Annotated in this window: 18 protein-coding genes and 3 pseudogenes; 3 read left to right on the forward strand and 18 right to left on the reverse strand. The window is 41.4% G+C overall.

The genetic code is table 11. The annotated features are described in order from the left end of the window. Positions 1-74: 74 nt before the first annotated feature. Positions 75-1,058 (forward strand): Gfo/Idh/MocA family protein, encoded by a 984-nt coding sequence (locus NST39_RS15055; protein WP_341029067.1) that lies wholly within the window; start codon positions 75-77, stop codon positions 1,056-1,058. Positions 1,059-1,139: 81 nt separating this feature from the next. Here the strand turns inward: NST39_RS15055 and NST39_RS15060 are convergent, their stop codons facing one another. The 8 genes and pseudogenes from NST39_RS15060 to NST39_RS20025 all read right to left on the reverse strand — a co-directional run. Continuing rightward, positions 1,140-1,664 carry a type 1 glutamine amidotransferase domain-containing protein gene (locus NST39_RS15060; protein ID WP_044140784.1) on the reverse strand — a complete coding sequence of 175 codons (525 nt, stop codon included), beginning with the start codon at positions 1,662-1,664 and terminating at the stop codon, positions 1,140-1,142. A gap of 90 nt (positions 1,665-1,754) precedes the next feature. Further along, the gene (tlpB, locus tag NST39_RS15065; RefSeq protein WP_341029070.1) at positions 1,755-3,743 is read right to left on the reverse strand and encodes a methyl-accepting chemotaxis protein TlpB; all 1,989 of its coding nucleotides are present in this window, start codon (positions 3,741-3,743) and stop codon (positions 1,755-1,757) included. Positions 3,744-3,907: 164 nt separating this feature from the next. After that, positions 3,908-4,855: a methyl-accepting chemotaxis protein gene (locus NST39_RS20000; RefSeq protein WP_425593014.1), complete on the reverse strand. Its 948-nt coding sequence runs from the start codon at positions 4,853-4,855 to the stop codon at positions 3,908-3,910. Continuing rightward, positions 4,847-5,851 (reverse strand): annotated as a pseudogene (locus NST39_RS20005) (HAMP domain-containing protein); the annotation flags it as partial. The gene NST39_RS20000 and the pseudogene NST39_RS20005, both read right to left, overlap by 9 nt. Positions 5,852-6,058: 207 nt before the next feature. Continuing rightward, entirely contained in the window at positions 6,059-7,009 is a 951-nt protein-coding gene (locus NST39_RS20010; RefSeq protein WP_371475563.1) for a methyl-accepting chemotaxis protein, read from the reverse strand. Then, a pseudogene (locus NST39_RS20015) lies at positions 7,004-8,050 on the reverse strand (HAMP domain-containing protein); the annotation flags it as partial. The pseudogene NST39_RS20015 and the gene NST39_RS20010, both read right to left, overlap by 6 nt. A gap of 126 nt (positions 8,051-8,176) precedes the next feature. Beyond that, complete coding sequence (locus NST39_RS20020) at positions 8,177-9,127, reverse strand: methyl-accepting chemotaxis protein (RefSeq protein ID WP_372706104.1); 951 nt, start codon at positions 9,125-9,127, stop codon at positions 8,177-8,179. Next, positions 9,119-10,168, reverse strand: a pseudogene (locus NST39_RS20025) (cache domain-containing protein); the annotation flags it as partial. The gene NST39_RS20020 and the pseudogene NST39_RS20025, both read right to left, overlap by 9 nt. Positions 10,169-10,324: 156 nt before the next feature. Here NST39_RS20025 and NST39_RS15085 point away from each other — a divergent pair. Then, positions 10,325-11,065: a protein-glutamine gamma-glutamyltransferase gene (locus NST39_RS15085; RefSeq protein ID WP_044140789.1), complete on the forward strand. Its 741-nt coding sequence runs from the start codon at positions 10,325-10,327 to the stop codon at positions 11,063-11,065. 21 nt (positions 11,066-11,086) lie between these two features. On the opposite strand, the gene NST39_RS15090 is transcribed toward NST39_RS15085, so the two are convergent. The 6 genes from NST39_RS15090 to NST39_RS15115 all read right to left on the reverse strand — a co-directional run bounded on the left by NST39_RS15090 (position 11,087) and on the right by NST39_RS15115 (position 15,266). Further along, a complete protein-coding gene (locus NST39_RS15090) occupies positions 11,087-11,335 on the reverse strand; it encodes a hypothetical protein (protein WP_278176293.1) in 249 nt (82 codons plus the stop codon). A gap of 24 nt (positions 11,336-11,359) precedes the next feature. Next, a complete protein-coding gene (locus tag NST39_RS15095) occupies positions 11,360-12,391 on the reverse strand; it encodes a nitronate monooxygenase (protein WP_341029074.1) in 1,032 nt (343 codons plus the stop codon). Positions 12,392-12,407: 16 nt separating this feature from the next. Next, positions 12,408-12,809, reverse strand: a complete 402-nt coding sequence (locus NST39_RS15100; RefSeq protein WP_278176297.1) for a secondary thiamine-phosphate synthase enzyme YjbQ — start codon at positions 12,807-12,809, stop codon at positions 12,408-12,410. 135 nt (positions 12,810-12,944) lie between these two features. Then, positions 12,945-14,237, reverse strand: a complete 1,293-nt coding sequence (locus NST39_RS15105) for a hemolysin family protein (RefSeq protein WP_341029075.1) — start codon at positions 14,235-14,237, stop codon at positions 12,945-12,947. A 48-nt stretch (positions 14,238-14,285) separates the two neighbouring features. Beyond that, positions 14,286-14,960, reverse strand: a complete 675-nt coding sequence (locus NST39_RS15110; protein WP_341029979.1) for a zinc metallopeptidase — start codon at positions 14,958-14,960, stop codon at positions 14,286-14,288. A gap of 81 nt (positions 14,961-15,041) precedes the next feature. Then, positions 15,042-15,266 (reverse strand): hypothetical protein, encoded by a 225-nt coding sequence (locus NST39_RS15115; RefSeq protein WP_003213467.1) that lies wholly within the window; start codon positions 15,264-15,266, stop codon positions 15,042-15,044. Positions 15,267-15,384: 118 nt separating this feature from the next. Here NST39_RS15115 and NST39_RS15120 point away from each other — a divergent pair, with 118 nt between their 5' ends. Beyond that, complete coding sequence (locus NST39_RS15120) at positions 15,385-16,371, forward strand: potassium channel family protein (protein ID WP_341029076.1); 987 nt, start codon at positions 15,385-15,387, stop codon at positions 16,369-16,371. On the opposite strand, the gene NST39_RS15125 is transcribed toward NST39_RS15120, so the two are convergent. The 4 genes from NST39_RS15125 to NST39_RS15140 all read right to left on the reverse strand — a co-directional run bounded on the left by NST39_RS15125 (position 16,368) and on the right by NST39_RS15140 (position 19,916). Next, on the reverse strand, positions 16,368-16,769 hold the full coding sequence (locus NST39_RS15125; protein WP_012011078.1) for a YugN-like family protein: 402 nt from the start codon (positions 16,767-16,769) through the stop codon (positions 16,368-16,370). The genes NST39_RS15120 and NST39_RS15125 overlap by 4 nt on opposite strands. A gap of 31 nt (positions 16,770-16,800) precedes the next feature. Beyond that, the gene (locus NST39_RS15130) at positions 16,801-17,019 is read right to left on the reverse strand and encodes a spore germination protein (RefSeq protein WP_341029077.1); all 219 of its coding nucleotides are present in this window, start codon (positions 17,017-17,019) and stop codon (positions 16,801-16,803) included. Between the two features lie 242 nt (positions 17,020-17,261). Continuing rightward, positions 17,262-18,617 carry a glucose-6-phosphate isomerase gene (locus tag NST39_RS15135; protein ID WP_012011080.1) on the reverse strand — a complete coding sequence of 452 codons (1,356 nt, stop codon included), beginning with the start codon at positions 18,615-18,617 and terminating at the stop codon, positions 17,262-17,264. A gap of 126 nt (positions 18,618-18,743) precedes the next feature. Then, on the reverse strand, positions 18,744-19,916 hold the full coding sequence (locus NST39_RS15140; RefSeq protein ID WP_065099061.1) for an iron-containing alcohol dehydrogenase: 1,173 nt from the start codon (positions 19,914-19,916) through the stop codon (positions 18,744-18,746). Positions 19,917-19,948: the final 32 nt, after the last annotated feature.

The raw sequence follows: 19,948 nt of genomic DNA on the forward strand, positions 1-19,948 counted from the left end.
ATAAAAAGAATGTTCTTTCATACAAACGCTTTCAAAGGATGTATAATCAGAGAAAAGCAGAAGGAGGGAACGACATGATTCGATTTGCTGTCATCGGAACGAACTGGATTACAGATCGATTCTTACAGGCCGGTGAAGGAGTAGCTGATTTTACATGTACAGCCGTCTATTCACGGTCCGCTGAAAAAGGCCAGGCATTTGCCGAAAAATACGGTATTGATACAGTTTTCACGAACTTACATCAAATGGCAGAAAGTGATGCGTTTGATGCCGTGTATATTGCGAGTCCAAATGCCCTTCATAAAGAGCAGGCCATGTTAATGATGGAGCACCAAAAACACGTTTTATGCGAAAAACCATTCGCCTCTCACCGAAAAGAAGTGGAAGAGATGATTGCTGCAGCGAAGAAACATCAAGTGTGTTTGATGGAAGCGATGAAAACGACATTTCTGCCCAACTTCCTTCAAATCAAACAGCACCTTGATCAGCTTGGACCCATTCGGCAAGTGGTCGCTCATTACTGTAAATATTCCTCAAGATACGATGCCTACCGAAATGGCGAGATTCCAAATGCGTTTAAGCCTGAATTATCCAATGGTTCTTTAATGGATATCGGTGTGTATCTCGTCTACCCGGCGCTCTATTTATTTGGTCTGCCGAATCAAATCACCGCAAGAGGCTATAAGCTTTCTTCTGGTGTAGATGGGAGCGGCTCTGTCCTTTTACAATATGACGGGCATCAAGCACTCCTTTTTCATTCTAAAATTTCAACGTCTCATTTATCTGCGGAAATTCAAGGAGAGGATGCGACGATGGTGATTGATCAATTCCACCGTCCTTCGCATATCACGATCCATGATCGGCAAGGACACCATACCGACATCTCTCTCAAAGATGATCAGCCAGCCATGTATTATGAAATCTGTCATTTTATTGAGTGTATTCAGCAAGGAATGATTCAGTCTCCGGTCAATACATTTGCCTTATCTGTTCAAACCATGTCCGTCATGGACGAGGCGAGAAAACAAATGGGCGTGAGGTTTCCTGCCGATAGATAAAATGAATGGGCATGAAATGATAAACAAAGGGCGAACATGATGTGCAAGTTCGCCCTTTGTTTTTTGTTGTGGATCCATTGTTTATGTTGCCGCTAACACATCCGCAAATGCTTTCACATATGGAGGAAGGTCCGGCGGACGTCTGCTCGAGACGAGGTGACCATCTGTGACGACTGCTTCATCAAACCAGTCCGCTCCAGCATTTGTCATATCATCTTTAATACCAGGTGTACTTGTCACTTTTTTGCCGTGCAGGATTCCTGCTGAAATCAGCACCCAGCCAGCGTGGCAAATTTGCCCGATTGGTTTCGCCTTTTCATCAAATGAACGAACGATGTTTAACACTTCTGGATAACGGCGCAGTTTATCTGGCGCCCATCCTCCTGGGACAAGCACAGCATCATATTCATCCGCTTGAATGGAATAAAAATCTGCATCAGATACGGCCGGCACACCATACTTCCCGGTGTACTCATGATTTGCTTTTTCTCCTACAAGATGCACAGTTGCCCCTTCTTCTCTTAAACGTAGAACCGGATACCATAGCTCTAAATCTTCAAAATCATCACTGACAAACGCAATGACCTTCTTATTTGATAAACGCATAACATCTCTCCTATTCTTTCGATTTCCTCTATTGTACGAGATGACCTCTTAAAAAGAAAAGCGGTTCCCCTTGAGGAGAACCACTTGATCTTATTCGCTGATCTTAAATTTTTTAATTAAATCACGTAATTCTTCCGCCATTTGGGAAAGAGTCGTAGAGGAAGAACTAATCTCTTCCATAGAAGCAAGCTGCTCTTCAGCAGATGCAGCGATATCTTGGATGCTTGCTGAACTCTCTCGTGATACATCTGCAATTTCATTCACTGCTTTAGAAATTTGCTCAGATCCTTTTGAAAGCTCGCGTACTGTTGTATTCATTTCATTCATTCTTTTAGCGATTTCGGCTGTTTGCTGATTAATTTGTGAGAAGCTTTCTTTCGTTTGATCTGTAATGGAAAGACCATTCTTCACTTCTTCATTCACTGACTTGAACATATTTTGAGATGTTTCGATTTCAGATACAATTTCTTTCACAAGCTTTTCAATCTCTTTTGCTGAATCTGATGATTGAACTGCAAGTTTACGCACTTCCTCTGCAACAACAGAGAAGCCTCTGCCTGACTCACCTGCACGTGCTGCTTCAATGGCAGCATTGAGTGCAAGTAAATTCGTTTGATCCGCAATGCCGTTAATCACGCCTAGGATGCTTGTGATGTCTTTTGATTTATGCTCTAGCCCGTTGATCACCCCTTCAGCTTCTTTCACTGAATGGTCGATCGTCTTCATTTGGCCAACGGTTTGCTCCACAAGCTGTCCGCCTGATTCCGCGACTGTTCTTGATTGAATAGATGATGCTGTGATGACATCAGATGTTTCTGCGACTTCGTTCAGACCTTCATTCATTTGTTTTAAATGAGCCGCACTTTGCTCCACCATTTCGCTTTGATTTTCGTTTCCGTTTGAGAATGTTTCAATAGATGATGTGATATGTTCGGTTGCTTTTGTTGTTTGACCTGCGCTTGCTGTCAGTTCTTCAGATGAAGAAGCCACGTTTTCTACAGATGTTTGTACTGCTTGGATGACATCTCTTAATGACTCACTCATTTCATTAAAGCTTGTGCCTAGCTGTCCAATTTCATCTTTTGACCGAACATCAATTTTTTCTGTTAAATCTCCCTCACTGATCTTCTTTGAAGAAGAGACAAGTATAGAAAGTGGTTTTGTAATGGAACGGATAATGAAGAAAATCAGAATCCCGCCAATGATGAGCGCGCCAGCTAAAATGATAGCAGCCATGTTAAAGACTGGCTGTGCAGCTTCTTCTACTTCCATCACAAACATCGTACCGACAATTTTCCAGCCAGTCGCTTTGTTTGTGGTGAATTCCATTTGCTTTTCTTTTCCTTCAAACATATAACTCATAGAACCTTCATCTTGTGAATAAAGCTTTTCTAGCCATTCACCAGATAATTTTGTTCCAGCTTTTTTCGTAGGATGGGCAACAAAGGTACGATCCGGACTTCCGATAAAGGCATAGCCTTGTTTCCCGATATTTATGCTATTTGATTCTTTTACTAGATTTGCAATGTCTAGGTTCATTGCAATGACTCCTGATCCGTCCTCTAATTTTTTAGAGATGGTGACCACAAGCGTACCTGTGGAAGCTGTTGGATACGGTGCTGAAACAGACAGCTCTCCGTTTTTCGCCCAGCCGTCTTTATACCAATCCCGCTCCGTTGCGACATAGTCAGCAGGCATTTTTTTGTTAGGATATCTTGAAAACACTTTGCCATCACTTGAAGCGACAAAAATGCCTTCTGTGTCATCATTCATACTCATGAACTGTTCAAAGCGCCCTTGAATATCTGTCGTGCCTTTTTGCTTAAGCTTTTTCTCCGTGATCCATTTGCTAAAGAAATCGGCTGCGTCTGTTTTCACTTTCACAACCTTCGTAATATTTTTATCTAGCTGCTCGACGTTCTCCTTTGCACTTTGCATGATTTGATCATTTAAGGAGGTGCTCGCCGTATGATATGAAAAGAATGCCAATACAATGATTGGGCATAAAAGAATGAATAAGAAAGAGAATACGAGCTTTTTTGAAATAGATGGCTTTCTGAAATACTGTATGAATTTCATAAAAAAGAAAACTCCTTTTAGTAAGATAGTATATATATCGGAAGCACTACTACGTTCTTTACTTTTTTAACTTATTAAAGTCTAAATAAGACCAAAATACCCAAATTATATGCATTGAATGGAAAAACACCTGACGCCAAAACGTCAGGTGCTTCCTTATACTCTTACATTTTAAATTGTTTAATGAGCTCTCTTAGCTCTTCTGCCATCTGAGATAACGTAGCAGAGGAGGAGCTAATCTCTTCCATAGATGCCAACTGTTCTTCTGCGGATGCTGCGATATCTTGGAAGCCTGCGGAGCTTTCTCGTGAAAGCTCTTTGATTTGATTCACCGCATGTGAAATATCATTTGAGCCATGTGAGAGTTCTTTGGCCGTTCCGTTCATTTGTTTCATTTGCTCTGTCATTTCTGATGTTTTATCGGTGATTTTCTCAAAGCTAATTTTCGTTTCATCTGTAATATTTAATCCAGATTGTACTTCACCTGCTACTTGTTTAAACATGTTCTGTGATTTTTCAATTTCCTCTACAATCTCGTTCGTCAGGCTTTCAATTTCCTTTGAAGAGCTTCCGGATTGCTCTGCCAGCTTACGAACTTCTTCTGCAACAACAGAGAAACCTCTACCTGCTTCTCCTGCCCGAGCGGCTTCTATCGCAGCATTTAAAGCTAGGAGATTGGTTTGGTCGGCAATGCCGTTAATGACACCCAGAATGTTCGTAATATCTTTTGATTTTTGCTCTAAGCCTTGAATCACAAGCTCTGCTTCTTTCACTGCCTGCTCGATGGTTTGCATTTGCCCTGCTGTTTTTTGAACAAGTTCTCCACCGGCCTGAGCCGTTTTGCTTGAATCAATCGACGATTCCATCATATGAGAGGTCGTATCGACCATATGGGATAAGCTGCGATCCATTTCGTTCAACTGGACTGAGCTTTTTTCGATCATATCATTTTGATGTTCATTGCTGTTTGAGAACTGTTCAATAGATGATGTGATATGCTCAGTCGCTTGAGCGGTCTGTCCCGCACTTGCTGTTAATTCTTCAGAAGAGGCGGCCACATTTTCAATGGAATTCTGAACAGCTTGAATGACTTGTTTCAGCTTAGCTGACATCTCGTTAAAGCTCTGCGCAAGCTTACCGATTTCATCATGAGTACGAACTTCAATGTGCTGGGTCAGATCACCCTGACTGATTTTCTCAGCCGATTCAGAGAGTGCTATCAGTGGCTTTCGGATCGATTTAATAATAAAATAAATCGCAATTCCGCCTATGGCAATCGCAACTGCCAGTATGATCATTGTTAAGTCGAGCACTGGTTTTGCAGCTTCATGGACTTCGTCCACATACATGGTTCCAGCAAGCTTCCAGCCTGTTGCTTCATTTGTGTCAAAGAACATTTGCTTCGGCTGTCCATTGTATTCATATTTGAAACTGCCTTGTTTTTTATCATACAATTTCGTGATGAAATCACCTGTCAATTTCGCCCCAGGCTTGTCTGTTTTATGGGCAATATAATGCTGATCTGGAGTCGCGACAAACGCATAGCCTTCTTTGCCTATTTTGATACTGTTTGTATCTTTCACGATCGTGTTCAAGCGCACATTGATTCCAATCACTCCAGAACCATCTGCTAACTGTTCTGATATTGTGATGATCAGGTCATCTGATGACTTGTCGACAAAAGGATCTGAAATGATGAGTTTCTCATCTCCCATCGATTGTTGAAACCACGGTTCGTTTTTTGCACTCGCCGCACTACCTTTATGAATCTCGGAATATTCGGTTAGTTTACCATTTTGATCTGCAATGAATACTTCCACTACATCTTCATCTGTTTCCGATAATTGCTCTAATTTCACCTTGAGTAAATCCTTGTTTTTAGAAGTCAATTCACTCTTTTTCACCGATTTCGATAAATAAGAAACGATATCAATTTTAGGCTGTACATCTTTATTAATGAGTTCGTTTAATTGCTGAACACCATTTGCAGCACTAGACATAATCTCATCATTGAGAGACTTTGATGCCACTTCATAAGAAAATGCTGCCAATACGAGAATTGGCACTAAGAGAATCGCTAAGAATGCAGTAATTAATTTCTTCGACATTGTAAAGTGCTTAAAAAAGTTGATTTTTTTCACGACTCTACTCCTTTTGGATTATGATTTGTGGTCTTTCTCTTCTATTCTTAGGTAATATGAATTATTTTTCAAGACTTAATGTTCGAATATAAATAAAAATAAGTAAAATTACCTATTTCTTTTGATTTACTCAATTGAAAAAGAGCCCTCTAGCTGAAGGGCTCTTCATTATGTCTATTCGACTTTAAATTTGCTGATCAAATCACGCAATTCTTCTGCCATTGATGAAAGCGTAGCAGAGGAGGAGCTGATTTCTTCCATAGATGCGAGCTGTTCTTCCGCTGAAGCCGCAATGTCTTGAATGTTTGCGGAGCTTTCACGTGAGACGTCTGCAATCTCACGGACAGCCTCTGACACATGTGCAGAGCCATTTGAAAGCTGAACAACTGTTTGATTCATTGTTTGAAGCTGGTCAGAAATTTCTTTTGTCATTTCGAAAATATTGTGGAAGCTGACTCTTGTTTGTTCAGTGAAGCTTAAGCCCGATTGAACTTCTCGATTCACCGCAGTGAATACTTCCTGTGATACATCGATGTCTTGAACGATCTCTTTAATCAAATTCTCGATTTCTTTCGCTGAATTGGCTGATTGAACAGCCAGTTTTCTTACTTCTTCTGCTACAACGGAGAAGCCTCTGCCGGATTCCCCAGCTCTTGCTGCCTCAATTGCTGCATTTAGCGCAAGTAGATTCGTTTGGTCGGCGATTCCATTGATGACACCTAGAATTTGTGTAATGTCTTTTGATTTACTTTCAAGAGCGCTGATGACATTCTCTGCTTTTTTCACGGACTGATCAATGACATTCATTTGAGAAGCGGTTTTTTCGACAAGCTGTCCGCCTTCCCCTGCGATATCTGTTGATTTGATCGATGAAGCAGTAATGGATTCAGCCGACTCATTCATGTGCTGAAGGCCACGGTTCATTTCATCTAACTCTTCTGAGCTGGATTCTACTTTGTCATTTTGACTTTCATTTCCATTTGAGAATTGTTCAATGGCTAGTGTAATATGCTCTGTTGCTTTACTTGTTTGCCCTGCGCTGGCGGTCAGTTCTTCTGATGAAGAAGCGACATTTTCGACTGAGGTTTGGACGGCACCAATGAGGGTTCTTAATGAGTCAATCATTGTATTAAAGCCTTTCCCAACTTGGCCAATTTCGTCATCTGATTGGATCTGAAGCTTATCTCGCAAATCACCTTCGCTGACTTTTTTCGAGAAGCGGGCAAGGTTGGATAATCTTTTAGATATAGAGCGGACGATAAAGAAGATGAGGGTACCTGCTACGATAAGTGTCACACTGAACACAATAATGGCTGTATTGAAAACGGGCTTTGCTGCATCTTCTACTTCTGATACGAGCATCGTTCCACCGATTTTCCAGCCGGTTAATTCATTGGTCACATACGCAACCTTTTTATCTATTCCTTTGAGTGTGTAGCTGCCGCTTCCTTCTTTGTTTTGATAAATAATATTTGCTAGATTCTCATTGACCTGACTTCCTGGCTTTTGGGTCGGATCTGCTAAAACTGTTTTATCTTTCTCCATGATGAAGGCATAACCTTTTTGCCCAATTTTGATTTCTTTTAACTTTTGAATCAGGGTGTCAATTTCCATATCAAGTCCAATAACACCTGAACCATCTTTCATTTTTTGAGTAATGGTGATGACCATTTTGCCTGTGGAGGCTGCTACATATGGTTTTGTGATGACTTGTTTACCGTTTTCTGCATTGAGCGCTTCTTGATACCATGGGCGCTCTCTCGGATCGTAGCCATCAGGCATCTTTTGAACAGGATATTGCATAAACAATCCCTTTTCGGAGCCTGCATAGATAGCGGAAACATCTTTTTCATTAATTTTTCCAAATTGCTGCAATTCTTTAATGGTCGAATTTCTATTTTTTTCTTGGAGATTAGACGCTTTGAGTGAGTCTGTAAACAGAGCCACAGCATCTGCTTTATTTCCTATATTCTCATTGATTAAAGTATCAAATGCATTGACTTGACTCATTGCACTGCCCATAATCTGTTTGTCTAGCTCTGTCTTTGATGTAAAAAATGCACTAATTGTCAGTGCAGTGGTTGGCAGGATAAGGACTACCAAAAAGGCCATAATTAATTTTTTTGAAATGGATGGTTTTTTTAACCATTGGATCATTTTCCCCATTTTCTCTTTCCCCCTTTACTTCTCTAAAGTTATTATCGGATGAAAGGTTTATTTTTACAGGCTGAAAACGATGTTTAAAATATAAAAAAAATACCCAGACAATTTTGGGTATTTTTTCATCATTATTTAATCAATTTTAAATTGACTTGTGAGCTCTTTTAGTTCCTCTGCCATATTAGATAGCGTCACTGAAGAAGATGATATTTCTTCCATAGATGCAAGTTGCTCTTCAGCAGAAGCCGCAATGTCCTGAATGTTTGCCGCACTTTCTCTAGAGACTTGGCGCATCTCCTGCATAGCTTGTGAAACTAGCTTCGAACCGCTCGATAGATCAATGGCTGTATCGTTTAATTGCGTCAGTTTTTTCGACATTCCTTCTGCCGCCTCATAAATGTTCTGGAAGCTTTCTTTTGCTTCTTCTGTCATACCAAGTCCTGCATGTACTTCTCGATTGACCGTTTTAAACATATCTTGAGATTTAGCAATTTCTAACACAATTTCTTGAATGAGTTTTTCTATTTCTTTCGCTGAGTCTGCCGATTGGACAGCTAGTTTTCTCACTTCTTCTGCCACGACAGAGAAGCCGCGTCCTGATTCGCCTGCTCTAGCTGCTTCGATGGCTGCATTTAACGCAAGAAGATTCGTTTGATCTGCAATGCCGTTAATGACATTTAAAATGCTCGTAATATCTTTAGACTTATATTCTAATTGCTTCATGACTTGTTCTGCTTCTTGTACAGATGTATCAATATGTTTCATTTGGCTCGCTGTGCTTTCAACAATTCGGCCGCCTTGACCAGCTGCCTCTGTCGATTGAAGTGAGACAGTAGCCACTTCTGATGACGTTTGTGACATGCCTTGTAATCCTTCATTCATTGCCACAAGCTGATTCGTACTAGATTCGACTTTCTCGTTTTGTGCTTCATTTCCGTTTGAAAATTGTTCAATCGACATTGTGATATGCTCGGTTGCTTGACTTGTTTGGCTGGCACTTGCCGTCAGCTCCTCGGAAGCGGAAGCCACATTGTCGACAGATTGCTGTACCGCTCGAATGACGTCACGAAGGGATTCACTCATTTTGCTAAAGCTTCTCGTGAGATCTCCAATTTCATCCTTCGATTTGGTTTCAAGGGTTTCGGTTAAATCACCATCACTCACCTTTTCTGAGAAATCAACAAGCTTTCGAAGTCCAATTGTGATGGAGCGAACGATAAAGAAGATCGCAATACCGCCAAGGATAAAAGAAGAAATTAAAAGAATAATGGCAGAATTCCAAACTGGCTGTGCTGCTTCTTCTGTTTCTGATACAAACATCGTTCCAGCAATTTTCCAACCTGTTAAATCATTTGTCACAAAAACGAGACGCTTTTGTTCTCCTTTATTCTCATAAGTTGACGTTCCTTCTTTTCCGCTGTAAAGGATAGATGAAATATTTTCAGTGACCTTAGATCCTGACTTTTCTTCTGGATGAGCCACAATTTGTTTGTTTTTATTTGCAATAATTGGATATCCTTCTCGTCCGATTTTAATCTCTTTTATTTTATCGACAATGTCTTGCACATCAATGTCAATTCCGATCGCTCCCGATCCGTCCTTCAGACGCTGGGCAATCGTGACAACCATACCGTTTGTTGTAGCAGAGATGTATGGGTTGGTTACAACTGGATTACCACTGTCATCCTGCATAGCTAGTTGATACCAATCGCGCGTTGTTGGATCATAGCCTTTTGGCATGTCTACTTTAGGAAACTGAATGAAATCACGCTTTTTACTTGCTGCATAAAATCCAACCACATCATCTTCATTGATTTTACTGTATATCTCGAAATGCTCATACAGTTCATCCTGGTTGTTCTTCTTAAAGTCTGCAGCAGTAGATGTTTCAGTAAAGAGTTTTACTGCGTTTTCCTTATTCATAAGCTTTTGCTGGATCATATCATTCAGTTCATTGACTCTTGTGTTTGCTCCGTACATGATTTCATGATCTAATTCTTCTTTGGCAATCTGATATGAAATTGTACTGAGTGTAATAATTGGCAAGACAAGAACGAGAGTGAATGAAATAATCAATCTCTTAGAAATCGATGGTTTTTTCAACCATTTTATTGCATTTTTCATGTTTTTCCTCCTTTTAAACGATATGTTATATATCGGACATCTTCATATTATTTTCATGTTTTTCTAATAAAAAGGATGCCTTTTTGTTTATTTCCACAAATTGATTCATTGCCCAAGCACCCTGCATACGCTAATACAAAAGGGGGCGCTTTTCATATGATTATCCTTTCAGGACAGCCAGTGACAAATGAGCAGCTGGCTTCATTTCAGCTAGAAGGACAAAAGCGGATCATTTTGATGCAGTTACAAGCCTCAAATGATACGTTCCGCTACAGGCAAGCATCTGATTTGTTATTTGAGGTCACATTGAGATCGAACATTATGAATGCTGCAAGAGATTTGCATAAAAGTGGTGCCTCATTTGCCATCTTTCAAAGGTCTCGTGCAAATGACGCCTTTTGGCGCGTATCTGAAGCAGGGGCATTAGAGCTGCGCTATCAAGTCGAACCATCTAGAGGCATTAAAGACATTTTTGAAAATGGCTCACAATATGCATTTGAATGTGCCACCGCCATTGTCATCGTGTTTTATATGGGCGTCTTGCAAACGGTAGGAGACGAGAAGTTTAACCGAAGGCTTCGCAGTCTAACCCTGTATGACTGGCATTATGATACATTGTCGATTTATACAGAGCGCGGGAATGACTTTATCTATGGGGATTGCTTATATTTTGAGAATCCAGAGTTTAGCTATCAGCAGTCACAGTGGCGCGGGGAAAATGTGATTTACTTAGGTGAAGATCAATATTACGGACATGGACTAGGGATTTTAACAGCGGCAGAAATTATCGATAAATTGAATAAGAGAAGGCGGCCAGGTGCTGTTCAATCTGCTTATCTATTGCCGCAGACTACTCGGATGGATGTGATTTATCTCAGGCAAATGTTTGGCAGCTAAAAAAAGCCTCTTGTCTAGTGGTTATGACAAGGGGCTGTTGTATGCCTTGCGCTTTCGATAATCTTGCAGCGTGCCAAGCATCGTGTTCGCAAGGAGCTCCATTTTTTCTAAGTCTTTTCTTGTGACCGGCGGATCGTGCCGGCTCCATTTTACATAACGAACAAAATAGTAATGACGAATGGGCGTAAGGACGGCAGGAGAGTGCGGAAATTCATCAAACCAAAATTCAATTTGTCCTTTTTTTCGGTATGAATGTTTTAAGATGTCCACCCTTTCACACCACCCAACATGATTTTATATGTGCGTCAGTTCATGCATGATCTCCTCAACGGTTAAAATCGAGTGAATGCGACCGACGCCCTGTCCCGCCCAAAGAGCCATTTGATCAGGGTTTCCCGCAGCAGCTGCTGCTTTTCGCATCGGTGTCGTCCATACATGCTGAACCGGATAAGGAAGAACCCTATCTTCATTCTGTCTTTCTTCCTCCATCCACTGATTCACAATACCTCTTGCTCTTTTTCCAGAAAAAAGCCTTGTGATCTTTGTTTCACTGCTTTCTGCCTGTAAAATCGCCTTTTTGTATACGTCTGCCGCAGCACTTTCCTGACTGGCTAAAAATCGTGTGCCGATTTGCACCGCATCCGCTCCAAGCGCTAGAGCGGCTTCCACACCTGTTCGATCTGTAATCCCGCCTGCGGCGATCAATGGCACATGACAGAGCGTCTTGACATCAGAGATCAGGCTAAAGAGTCCCATCAGGGCATCTCCTTTTGCAGGTAAAAAGGTACCTCGGTGACCCCCTGCTTCACTTCCTTGCAGAACAATGGCATCCATCCCTTTTTCCTCTAAAAGCAGTGCTTCCTCTTTTGTTGTGGCGGTTCCGATCAAAAAGATCCCCTTTTGTTTTAAGCGATGTATCGTTTGTTCATTTGGACAAGAGAAGGTAAAGGAAACGACCGGTACGTCTTCTTCCAAAAGAATATTAATTTTCTGTTCAAAATCATGCCACAATTCCTCTTCGCTCGGCAGACTATAAGCTACTGGTCTTGCTGGCAATCTCTTCTCCCAAAAAGCCACATCCTCTTTTTTGACTTCAGAAATTGGCTCTGGTACAAATACATTGACCTGAAACAGGCCCGTTGTCAGCTGTTTGACCTGTTTGATCTGCTGCCTCAAATGGTCAGGCTGCACATATCCACTTGCCAAACTGCCAAGTCCTCCGCATTGCGAAACAGCGGCTGCCAGCTGAGGTGTCACGGCACCTCCTGCCATTGGCGCTTGGATCATCCCATATTTGATTTGCAGTAATTTCGTGATATCCCCCATTTATTTCCCCCATCTCTTACTCGTTTGATGATACCTGTATATAAAAATGGCGATGTCTCGGCCCGTCAAACTCACAGAAATAGATTCCCTGCCATGTGCCAAGGACAAGATCACCATGATGGATGAGAACATGCTGCGAGGCACCCATATAGCTCGCTTTCATATGTGCGGCTGTATTTCCTTCCATATGGCGGTCCTTCGGATGTTCCCACGGAAAGATTTCGTCAAGCCGGCGGAGCATATCTCGTTTCACATCTGGGTCCGCATTTTCATTAATGGTCATCCCTGCTGTCGTATGAGGACAGTAGACGATGACGGTTCCGTTTTGAATACCTGTTTCCTTAATATATTGATGGACCTCGTTCGTCACGTCGATCATCTCATCGCGTCTGTCTGTTTGTACATTGATTTTTTTCATATGAGCGGCTCCCTTTTGTTATTTCTATAAAACCATACCCTTTTTATGTGAAATCAATCACTGTTTATCGGTGGAAGGTATTCTCCCACCTAAAGTTTACCAAGTGAAAAAACCTCGTCAAGTGTTACGAGGTTTTTAGGAAAAGTGGACCTTTTTGATGTCAATGGTCCGAATATGATGGTCTTCCGCATCTATGATGGTAAATTCACAGCCTTCTGCTTCAATCGTATCTCCAATCTCAATATCAAATTTATGTGTCATCATCCAGCCAGCAATTGTATCAACATCATCATTCTCTATAGCTAAATCCAATAAATCATTCACTTCATCAATCAAGGCTTTCCCATCCATTACATAATGGAAGTCACCTTTTTTGACGATATGAGGTGTTTCATCTTGATCATATTCATCACGAATTTCGCCCACGATTTCCTCTAATATGTCCTCTACTGTAACAAGCCCGGCTGTTCCTCCATATTCGTCTACGAGCACTGACATATGAATTCGTTCCTTTTGCATCAAAATGAGCAATTCTTGAACAGGCGTACTTTCAATCACCCGTATCACAGGACGCATTAAGTCTTTAATCGTCACATCTTGATTCAGGAAACTCGCCTTAAACACATCTTTGCTATTGATGACACCAATCACATGATCTTTGTCTTCTTTAATGACGGGGTAGCGTGTGTATCTTTCGTTCAGCATATAATGTGTCACGTCTTCAAGCGTCTGTTCAATCTCTATGGCTGAAATTTCTGTACGAGGAATCATGATCTCTCTCGCCACTCGGTTATCAAATTCAAAAATTTTATTCACATATTTGTACTCAGATTGGTTAATCTCACCCTTTTCATAGCTTTCAGATAAAATGAGACGCAATTCTTCCTCACTGATCGCCACTTCATGTTCTTTGACAGAATGAAAACCGAATAATTTCACAATGCCTCGCGCAGATCCATTTAATGCTTTAATAAACGGGTACATGACTTTATAGAAAAAGATGAGTGGCTTTGCTGTCACAAGGCTGACCGCCTCTGCCTTTTGAATGGCAATCGTTTTAGGCGCCAGTTCTCCCACAACGACATGTAAAAACGTAATGATCACAAATGCGATGATAAACGATAGGATGTCGGTTAATGCGGAATGAAGCCCCAAATCCTCAAACAGTGGATGCAGAAAATGCTCCACAGTCGGTTCGCCCAGCCACCCTAAGCCTAAAGCGGTAATGGTAATGCCGAGTTGACAGGCGGATAAATATTCGTCGAGATTTGATATAAGCTTTTGTACGTGAATGGCTCTCTTATCTCCGCTCTCAATCAGTTGATTGATTTTAGAGCCTCTAATTTTCACAATCGCAAATTCAGTGACAACAAAAAATGCTGTCGCAGCAATGAGTAATATGACTAAAAATACGTTTAAAATATACAAAAAAACCCTTACCTAACAATGGTAAGGGCTCACCTCCTCTGGCATCAATTAATCATTACGGCCATTTAGGAAGATCATTACAAAACGGAGCAATTCAAACAAGGAGACAAGGGCTGCTGCGACGTACGTAAGAGCGGCAGCATTTAACACCTTGTTCACGCCTCTTTCTTCACTGCTTCTAATGATTCCTTCTGAAACAATGATATCTTTCGCACGAGAACTTGCATTAAACTCGACAGGCAATGTCACAAGCTGAAAGAACACAGCCGCTGAGAACAAAATGATCCCAAGCCCGATTAAGTTAAGGCTGCCAAGTAAGATTCCACCAAGGAAAAGAAGCGGGGCAACACCAGATGCAAAGTTCACGACAGGAAAGATCTTATGTCTCAAGACAAGCGCACCATAGGATTCCTGATGCTGCAAGGCATGTCCAACCTCGTGTGATGCGACTGAAATGGCCGAAATGGAATGGCCGTAGTACACAGGTTCAGATAAGCGAACCACACGCTGCGTCGGGTCGTAATGATCAGTCAAAGTTCCTCTTACCTGTTCAACAGGCACGTCGTATAACCCGTTGCGATCTAAAATATGTCGAGCGGTTTCCGCACCTGTTTTCATACTGGATGCTTCAACCTTTGAATACTTTTCAAAATTATTCTTTACTTTAAATTGTGCCCAAAATGATAATCCCAATGCGGCAAAAGTTAAAAAATAAAAAAACAGCATGCTCATCAGCTTCCTTTTTATTTTATATATTTATTTACAATTTTAATGACTTTTATGTAACGTGTACAGAAAAAAGCACTAGGTCTTTTTAAGGGGGATCACCACGCCAATGAAAAAGAAGAACACACCTAAGCATGCTGTATAAAAGGTCACCGTTCCGTATAGGTTTTGAAAAAAGTGCAGCCATGAAAAATCATTCATAAAATGATTCACCGCATTTAAGTCAAACACAAGTAAGATCATAGCTGATGATAAAAAGTGAGCGCCGATAAAAAGAAGTACGGTCTTTTGAACGAACGACATTCGCATTTCCTCCTTCTTCTCTCTTATTTTAAGATATGGGATCTACATGACGAAGATGAAAAAATGTTTCCTCAATCGGGCATACTGACATTAGCAGTTTCCTGAAAGGAAGAGTCCAATGAAATCAAATCGTATCTTTATCGCTTGGCTAAGGTGGCCACTGTATCTTCGAATTGCCATCATCATCTGTTTCTTGCTTCTTTTTTTTGGACAATTAATCGTTTTACTTGAACCGAAGCAGTATCATACGATCTTTGATGGGATCTGGTGGGCCCTCATTACAGTCGCGACGGTCGGCTACGGTGATTTTGTGCCGCAAACCATGCCCGGACAAATCGCAGGTATGGCGCTGATTCTGATCGGGGCAAGCTTTGTCACGGCTTATTTCGCCACACTTGCCGCCGCTGTGTTCAGCAAGCAGCACCATTATGTAGAAGGAAAGGTCGCCTTTAAAGGAAAAGGACATCTCATTATCGTCGGCTGGAATGAGAAAACGAACAAACTGCTTCAGTCGTTTCAAACAATTGATCCAGCTATGCCGATTGTGCTGATTGATGACTCCTTGAAGGAAGGGCCGCTTTTAGAGAATGTTCATTTTATTAAAGGACATGGCACCGAAGATGGCACACTTCGCAAAGCCAATATTTCAGGTGCAGATGCACTGATGATTACCGCAGATCAGCACGAGAATGAAGTGACAGCTGATATGCAGAGTGTTTTAACATTACTTGCAGCAAAAGGATTAAACCCTTCTCTATACTGTTTAATTGAAATTTTAACAGATCGTTACGTGAAAAATGCCGAGCGGGCTGGCGCCAATCAAGTCATTCATACCTCTGATGCAGTCAATCATTTAATGGTCGAGCATTTTCTTTTAAAGGAACAGTTCAAAGCGTTAAAGAAAAAACGACATATAACCTTGCATAAACAGATCACCATCATACCGGTTCCAGCTTCGTTAGCCGGAGAAACATTCTTAACAGCGCTCCATCATTTTTTAGAGCATCATGTGATCATTGTCGGTGTACAAAAAAAAGAAGGACCCATGATGAATCCTCCCTTTGATTATGAGCTTCATCCAGAGGATGAACTAATCAGCCTTTAAAGCAGTGCGTCTTCTAATTCCTTGACGAGCGAAAAGCCAATCTCAGTATAAGCTTTTGATACATCTCCATCTTTCTCTTTTGGTTCTTGGAATTGGTTAAAGGATGCTCCCACATTTCCAACCATCGCATGATCATCTAACTTATCTTGATAGACATGCTTTAAGAGAAATGGATCTCCAAGTTTCACCACAACGCCTGGCTGATCCAGCTGGCCCTTTTCGGCTGTAAAAGGAACTCTGAGAAAAGTATAGCCATCACGATTATCAATTTTATAATCAAAGTATCCGTGATCGTAATCCCAGTTACCATTAATCACATAACCGAGCGGCTTCATTGTCTCTTCTAAATGGTAAAGTGAAAAGCTTTCACCAGGCAGCCTGGATGGTACATGAATCATACGAAACCCTCCTTTTGTCTAATAGGTTTCGTTAAAGAGAAGAATTCATACATCTATCTCTCGTGATTTGTACATTGTTTGAAAAAGTGGCATCAAATAAGCTTTGATTGGATGATTGATTCGTCTCGTTCGCACTGACGGAACCTGATGTTTCCTTCGTAGCACTCATAGGACAAATGCGTCCGACATTGCCAAAGTTGACGATTGCCTGGCCAGAAATATCGTGAATGTAAATATGATTCGTTCTCATGTTTCACCCTCCTCTGCTCATTATTCTATGTACAGAGCGTAAGGAGGCTTGCACAGGAACCGTGAGAAAATAAAAAAGGCACACCCTTCAAAGGTGTGCTTCAGCGTGTAGACAAACCCTCGCATTCGTTGTCAGGTCTGCGCGCTGGTGCTCACGAATGTTCAATTCGCTCCGCAAAAGTAGCTGCCCTTCCTAGACTTCAAAGGTTTTCTATCACGCTGAAAAAGGTTTATTTCCCATTCTTACGATTGTTTCAGTCGGCTTTCAAGCTCAGCTTTTTTCTCTTCGAAGCCTGGTTTTCCTAATAAAGCAAACATATTCACTTTATAAGCTTCTACGCCAGGCTGGTCGAATGGATTGACGCCTAGTAGATATCCAGACATTGCGCATGCTTTCTCAAAGAAGTAAACGAGATATCCGAATGTATAAGCATCCATCTCAGGAATTGTGACGATCAGATTCGGTACTTTTCCATCTGTATGAGCAAGCATCGTTCCTTCAAATGCTTTTTTATTAACAAAATCAACCGTTTTTCCTGCTAGATAGTTCAAGCCATCAAGGTCTTGTTCTTCTGCTTCGATGACAAGCTCATGACGAGGCTTGTCTACATTAACGATTGTTTCAAACAAGTCTCTTCTTCCTTCTTGAACATATTGACCAAGTGAATGAAGATCTGTTGAGAAGTTCGCAGATGAAGGGTAGATTCCTTTTTCATCTTTCCCTTCACTTTCACCGAATAATTGTTTCCACCATTCTGCAAAGTATTGCAGTCCTGGCTCATAGTTAATCAGCATTTCAATCGTTCTGCCTTTATTGTAAAGGACATTACGGACGACAGCATATTGGTATGCCGCATTCTCAGAAAGCTCAGATGAAGCGAAGTCTTCGCTTGCTTTTGCCGCACCTTCCATCATCTGATCAATGTCTGCACCGCTCACTGCGATTGGCAATAGACCTACTGCTGTTAAGACTGAATAGCGTCCACCTACATCATCAGGGATGATAAATGATTCGTAGCCTTCTTCTGTTGCTAATGTTTTCAATGCACCGCGTGCCTTATCAGTTGTTGCATAAATACGTTTTTTCGCTTCTTCGGCACCGTATTTTTCAATGAGGAGCTTTTTAAAGATGCGGAACGCAATCGCTGGCTCTGTTGTTGTACCAGATTTTGAAATGACGTTAATAGAGAAATCTGCGTCTTCCAATAGATCCATCACATCTGTTAAATAAGAAGAACTGATGTTGTTTCCAATAAAGATGATTTGCGGCGTCTTGCGTTTGCCTTTTGGTAGCGTGTTATAGAAAGAGTGGTTCAAAAATTCAATCGCCGCACGTGCGCCGAGATACGAACCGCCGATTCCGACAACAAGCAAGACATCAGAGTCTGACTTAATTTTATCTGCACTTTTTTTAATGCGGGCAAATTCTTCGCGATCATATTGCTTCGGCAAGTCAACCCAGCCTAAATAATCACTGCCTGTACCCGTTTGTTCATGAATATTATGATGGGCCACCTTCACAAAATCTTTTAAATATGTAAGCTCATGTTCTTGAAAGAAAGGTAACGCTTTTGAGTAGTCAAATTGAATATGTGTCATCGCTTGTAAGCCCTCCATTACGTTAGTTCTGTCCCTTTCACTTTAGCGGAACTAGCTATTGAAATCAAGTGATCGTCACTCCGATAGCAAAAAGCCGTTTCTCATAGAGAGAAACGGCAAGCAGGATTATAAAGAAGCTTTCAAAATAGAAAGAATGTCATCACGACCAAGTTTCATAAAGTTACCAAAACCACCGTATTCCATTTCTTTCGCCGCAATGTCGGCAATTTTGTCCAGCTGATCTTCACCAATGTCATAATCGGCTAGACGGCTTGGTGCACCGAGGCTTGTCCAGAATGTTGACAGCTTGTCGATACCTTCTAATGCGATATCACGATCAGATTTTCCTTCTGTCTCGATGTCAAACATGTTCAGCATGAGATTTTTAAAGCGCTCCACATTGTGATCGAGTGTATGACGCATCCAATTTGGGAAGAGGATCGCAAGTCCGCCTGCATGCGGAATGTCATAGACAGCCGATACTGCATGCTCAATCGTATGGGACGCCCAGTCGCCAAAGTAACCCATTTGCAGCGTGCCATTTAAAGCGATCGTTCCTGCGTAAAGGATCGTTTCACGGTGCTCATAGTTTTGTAAGTCTTCAAGCAGTTTTGGTGCTGTCTCGATGACTGTTTGAAGAACAGCAAAACACATTCGATCCTGTAAAGGCGTGTTTTTGACATTATGGAAGTATTGTTCGAAGACGTGGCTCATCATATCGACCATGCCGTACACCGTCTGGTTTTCTGGCACTGAATAAGTATGCTCAGGGTCTAAAATTGAAAAAGCAGGATGAGTGACTGAACTGCCCCACACATATTTTTCATTTGTTTCCCAGTTTGTGATGACAGAGTCTGGATTCATTTCTGAACCAGTTGCCGCAAGTGTGAGCACTGTGCCAAACGGCAATGCTTTTTGAGCGGTTGTTTTCTTTGAGATAATGTCCCACACATCTCCGTCATATTCCGCTCCGGCTGCAATCGCTTTTGTACAGTCGATCACACTGCCGCCGCCAACAGCTAATAAGAAATCAATTTTTTCATTTTGGCAGATGTCGATTCCTTTTTTCACTGTGGTGAGGCGCGGGTTTGGTTCAACACCTGACAACTCAAATACGTCAGCTTCTGCTTCATTTAACGCGCTGATCACATTATCATAAAGACCATTTTTCTTAATGCTGCCTCCACCATATACAAGTAACACTCGTTTTCCATAACGAGCGAGTTCGCTTTTTAGTCCGTCTAGTTGTCCTTTTCCAAACATTAATTTCGTTGGATTATAATAAATAAAATTTTCCATCTGTTGATACATCTCCTTACAGCGTATATATC

Source organism: Bacillus sp. FSL W8-0645 (assembly GCF_038007905.1).
Lineage (GTDB): Bacteria > Bacillota > Bacilli > Bacillales > Bacillaceae > Bacillus > Bacillus pumilus.

What these genes read in the sequence shown, in the direction of transcription:
- NST39_RS15055 (WP_341029067.1), top strand. Translation starts at nt 75, where the DNA reads ATGATTCGATTTGCTGTCATCGGAACGAACTGGATTACAGATCGATTC.
- NST39_RS15060 (WP_044140784.1), bottom strand. Translation starts at nt 1,664, where the DNA reads ATGCGTTTATCAAATAAGAAGGTCATTGCGTTTGTCAGTGATGATTTT.
- tlpB (WP_341029070.1), bottom strand. Translation starts at nt 3,743, where the DNA reads ATGAAATTCATACAGTATTTCAGAAAGCCATCTATTTCAAAAAAGCTC.
- NST39_RS20000 (WP_425593014.1), bottom strand. Translation starts at nt 4,855, where the DNA reads ATGTCAGCTAAGCTGAAACAAGTCATTCAAGCTGTTCAGAATTCCATT.
- NST39_RS20010 (WP_371475563.1), bottom strand. Translation starts at nt 7,009, where the DNA reads ATGATTGACTCATTAAGAACCCTCATTGGTGCCGTCCAAACCTCAGTC.
- NST39_RS20020 (WP_372706104.1), bottom strand. Translation starts at nt 9,127, where the DNA reads ATGAGTGAATCCCTTCGTGACGTCATTCGAGCGGTACAGCAATCTGTC.
- NST39_RS15085 (WP_044140789.1), top strand. Translation starts at nt 10,325, where the DNA reads ATGATTATCCTTTCAGGACAGCCAGTGACAAATGAGCAGCTGGCTTCA.
- NST39_RS15095 (WP_341029074.1), bottom strand. Translation starts at nt 12,391, where the DNA reads ATGGGGGATATCACGAAATTACTGCAAATCAAATATGGGATGATCCAA.
- NST39_RS15100 (WP_278176297.1), bottom strand. Translation starts at nt 12,809, where the DNA reads ATGAAAAAAATCAATGTACAAACAGACAGACGCGATGAGATGATCGAC.
- NST39_RS15115 (WP_003213467.1), bottom strand. Translation starts at nt 15,266, where the DNA reads ATGTCGTTCGTTCAAAAGACCGTACTTCTTTTTATCGGCGCTCACTTT.
- NST39_RS15120 (WP_341029076.1), top strand. Translation starts at nt 15,385, where the DNA reads ATGAAATCAAATCGTATCTTTATCGCTTGGCTAAGGTGGCCACTGTAT.
- NST39_RS15125 (WP_012011078.1), bottom strand. Translation starts at nt 16,769, where the DNA reads ATGATTCATGTACCATCCAGGCTGCCTGGTGAAAGCTTTTCACTTTAC.
- NST39_RS15130 (WP_341029077.1), bottom strand. Translation starts at nt 17,019, where the DNA reads ATGAGAACGAATCATATTTACATTCACGATATTTCTGGCCAGGCAATC.
- NST39_RS15135 (WP_012011080.1), bottom strand. Translation starts at nt 18,617, where the DNA reads ATGACACATATTCAATTTGACTACTCAAAAGCGTTACCTTTCTTTCAA.
- NST39_RS15140 (WP_065099061.1), bottom strand. Translation starts at nt 19,916, where the DNA reads ATGGAAAATTTTATTTATTATAATCCAACGAAATTAATGTTTGGAAAA.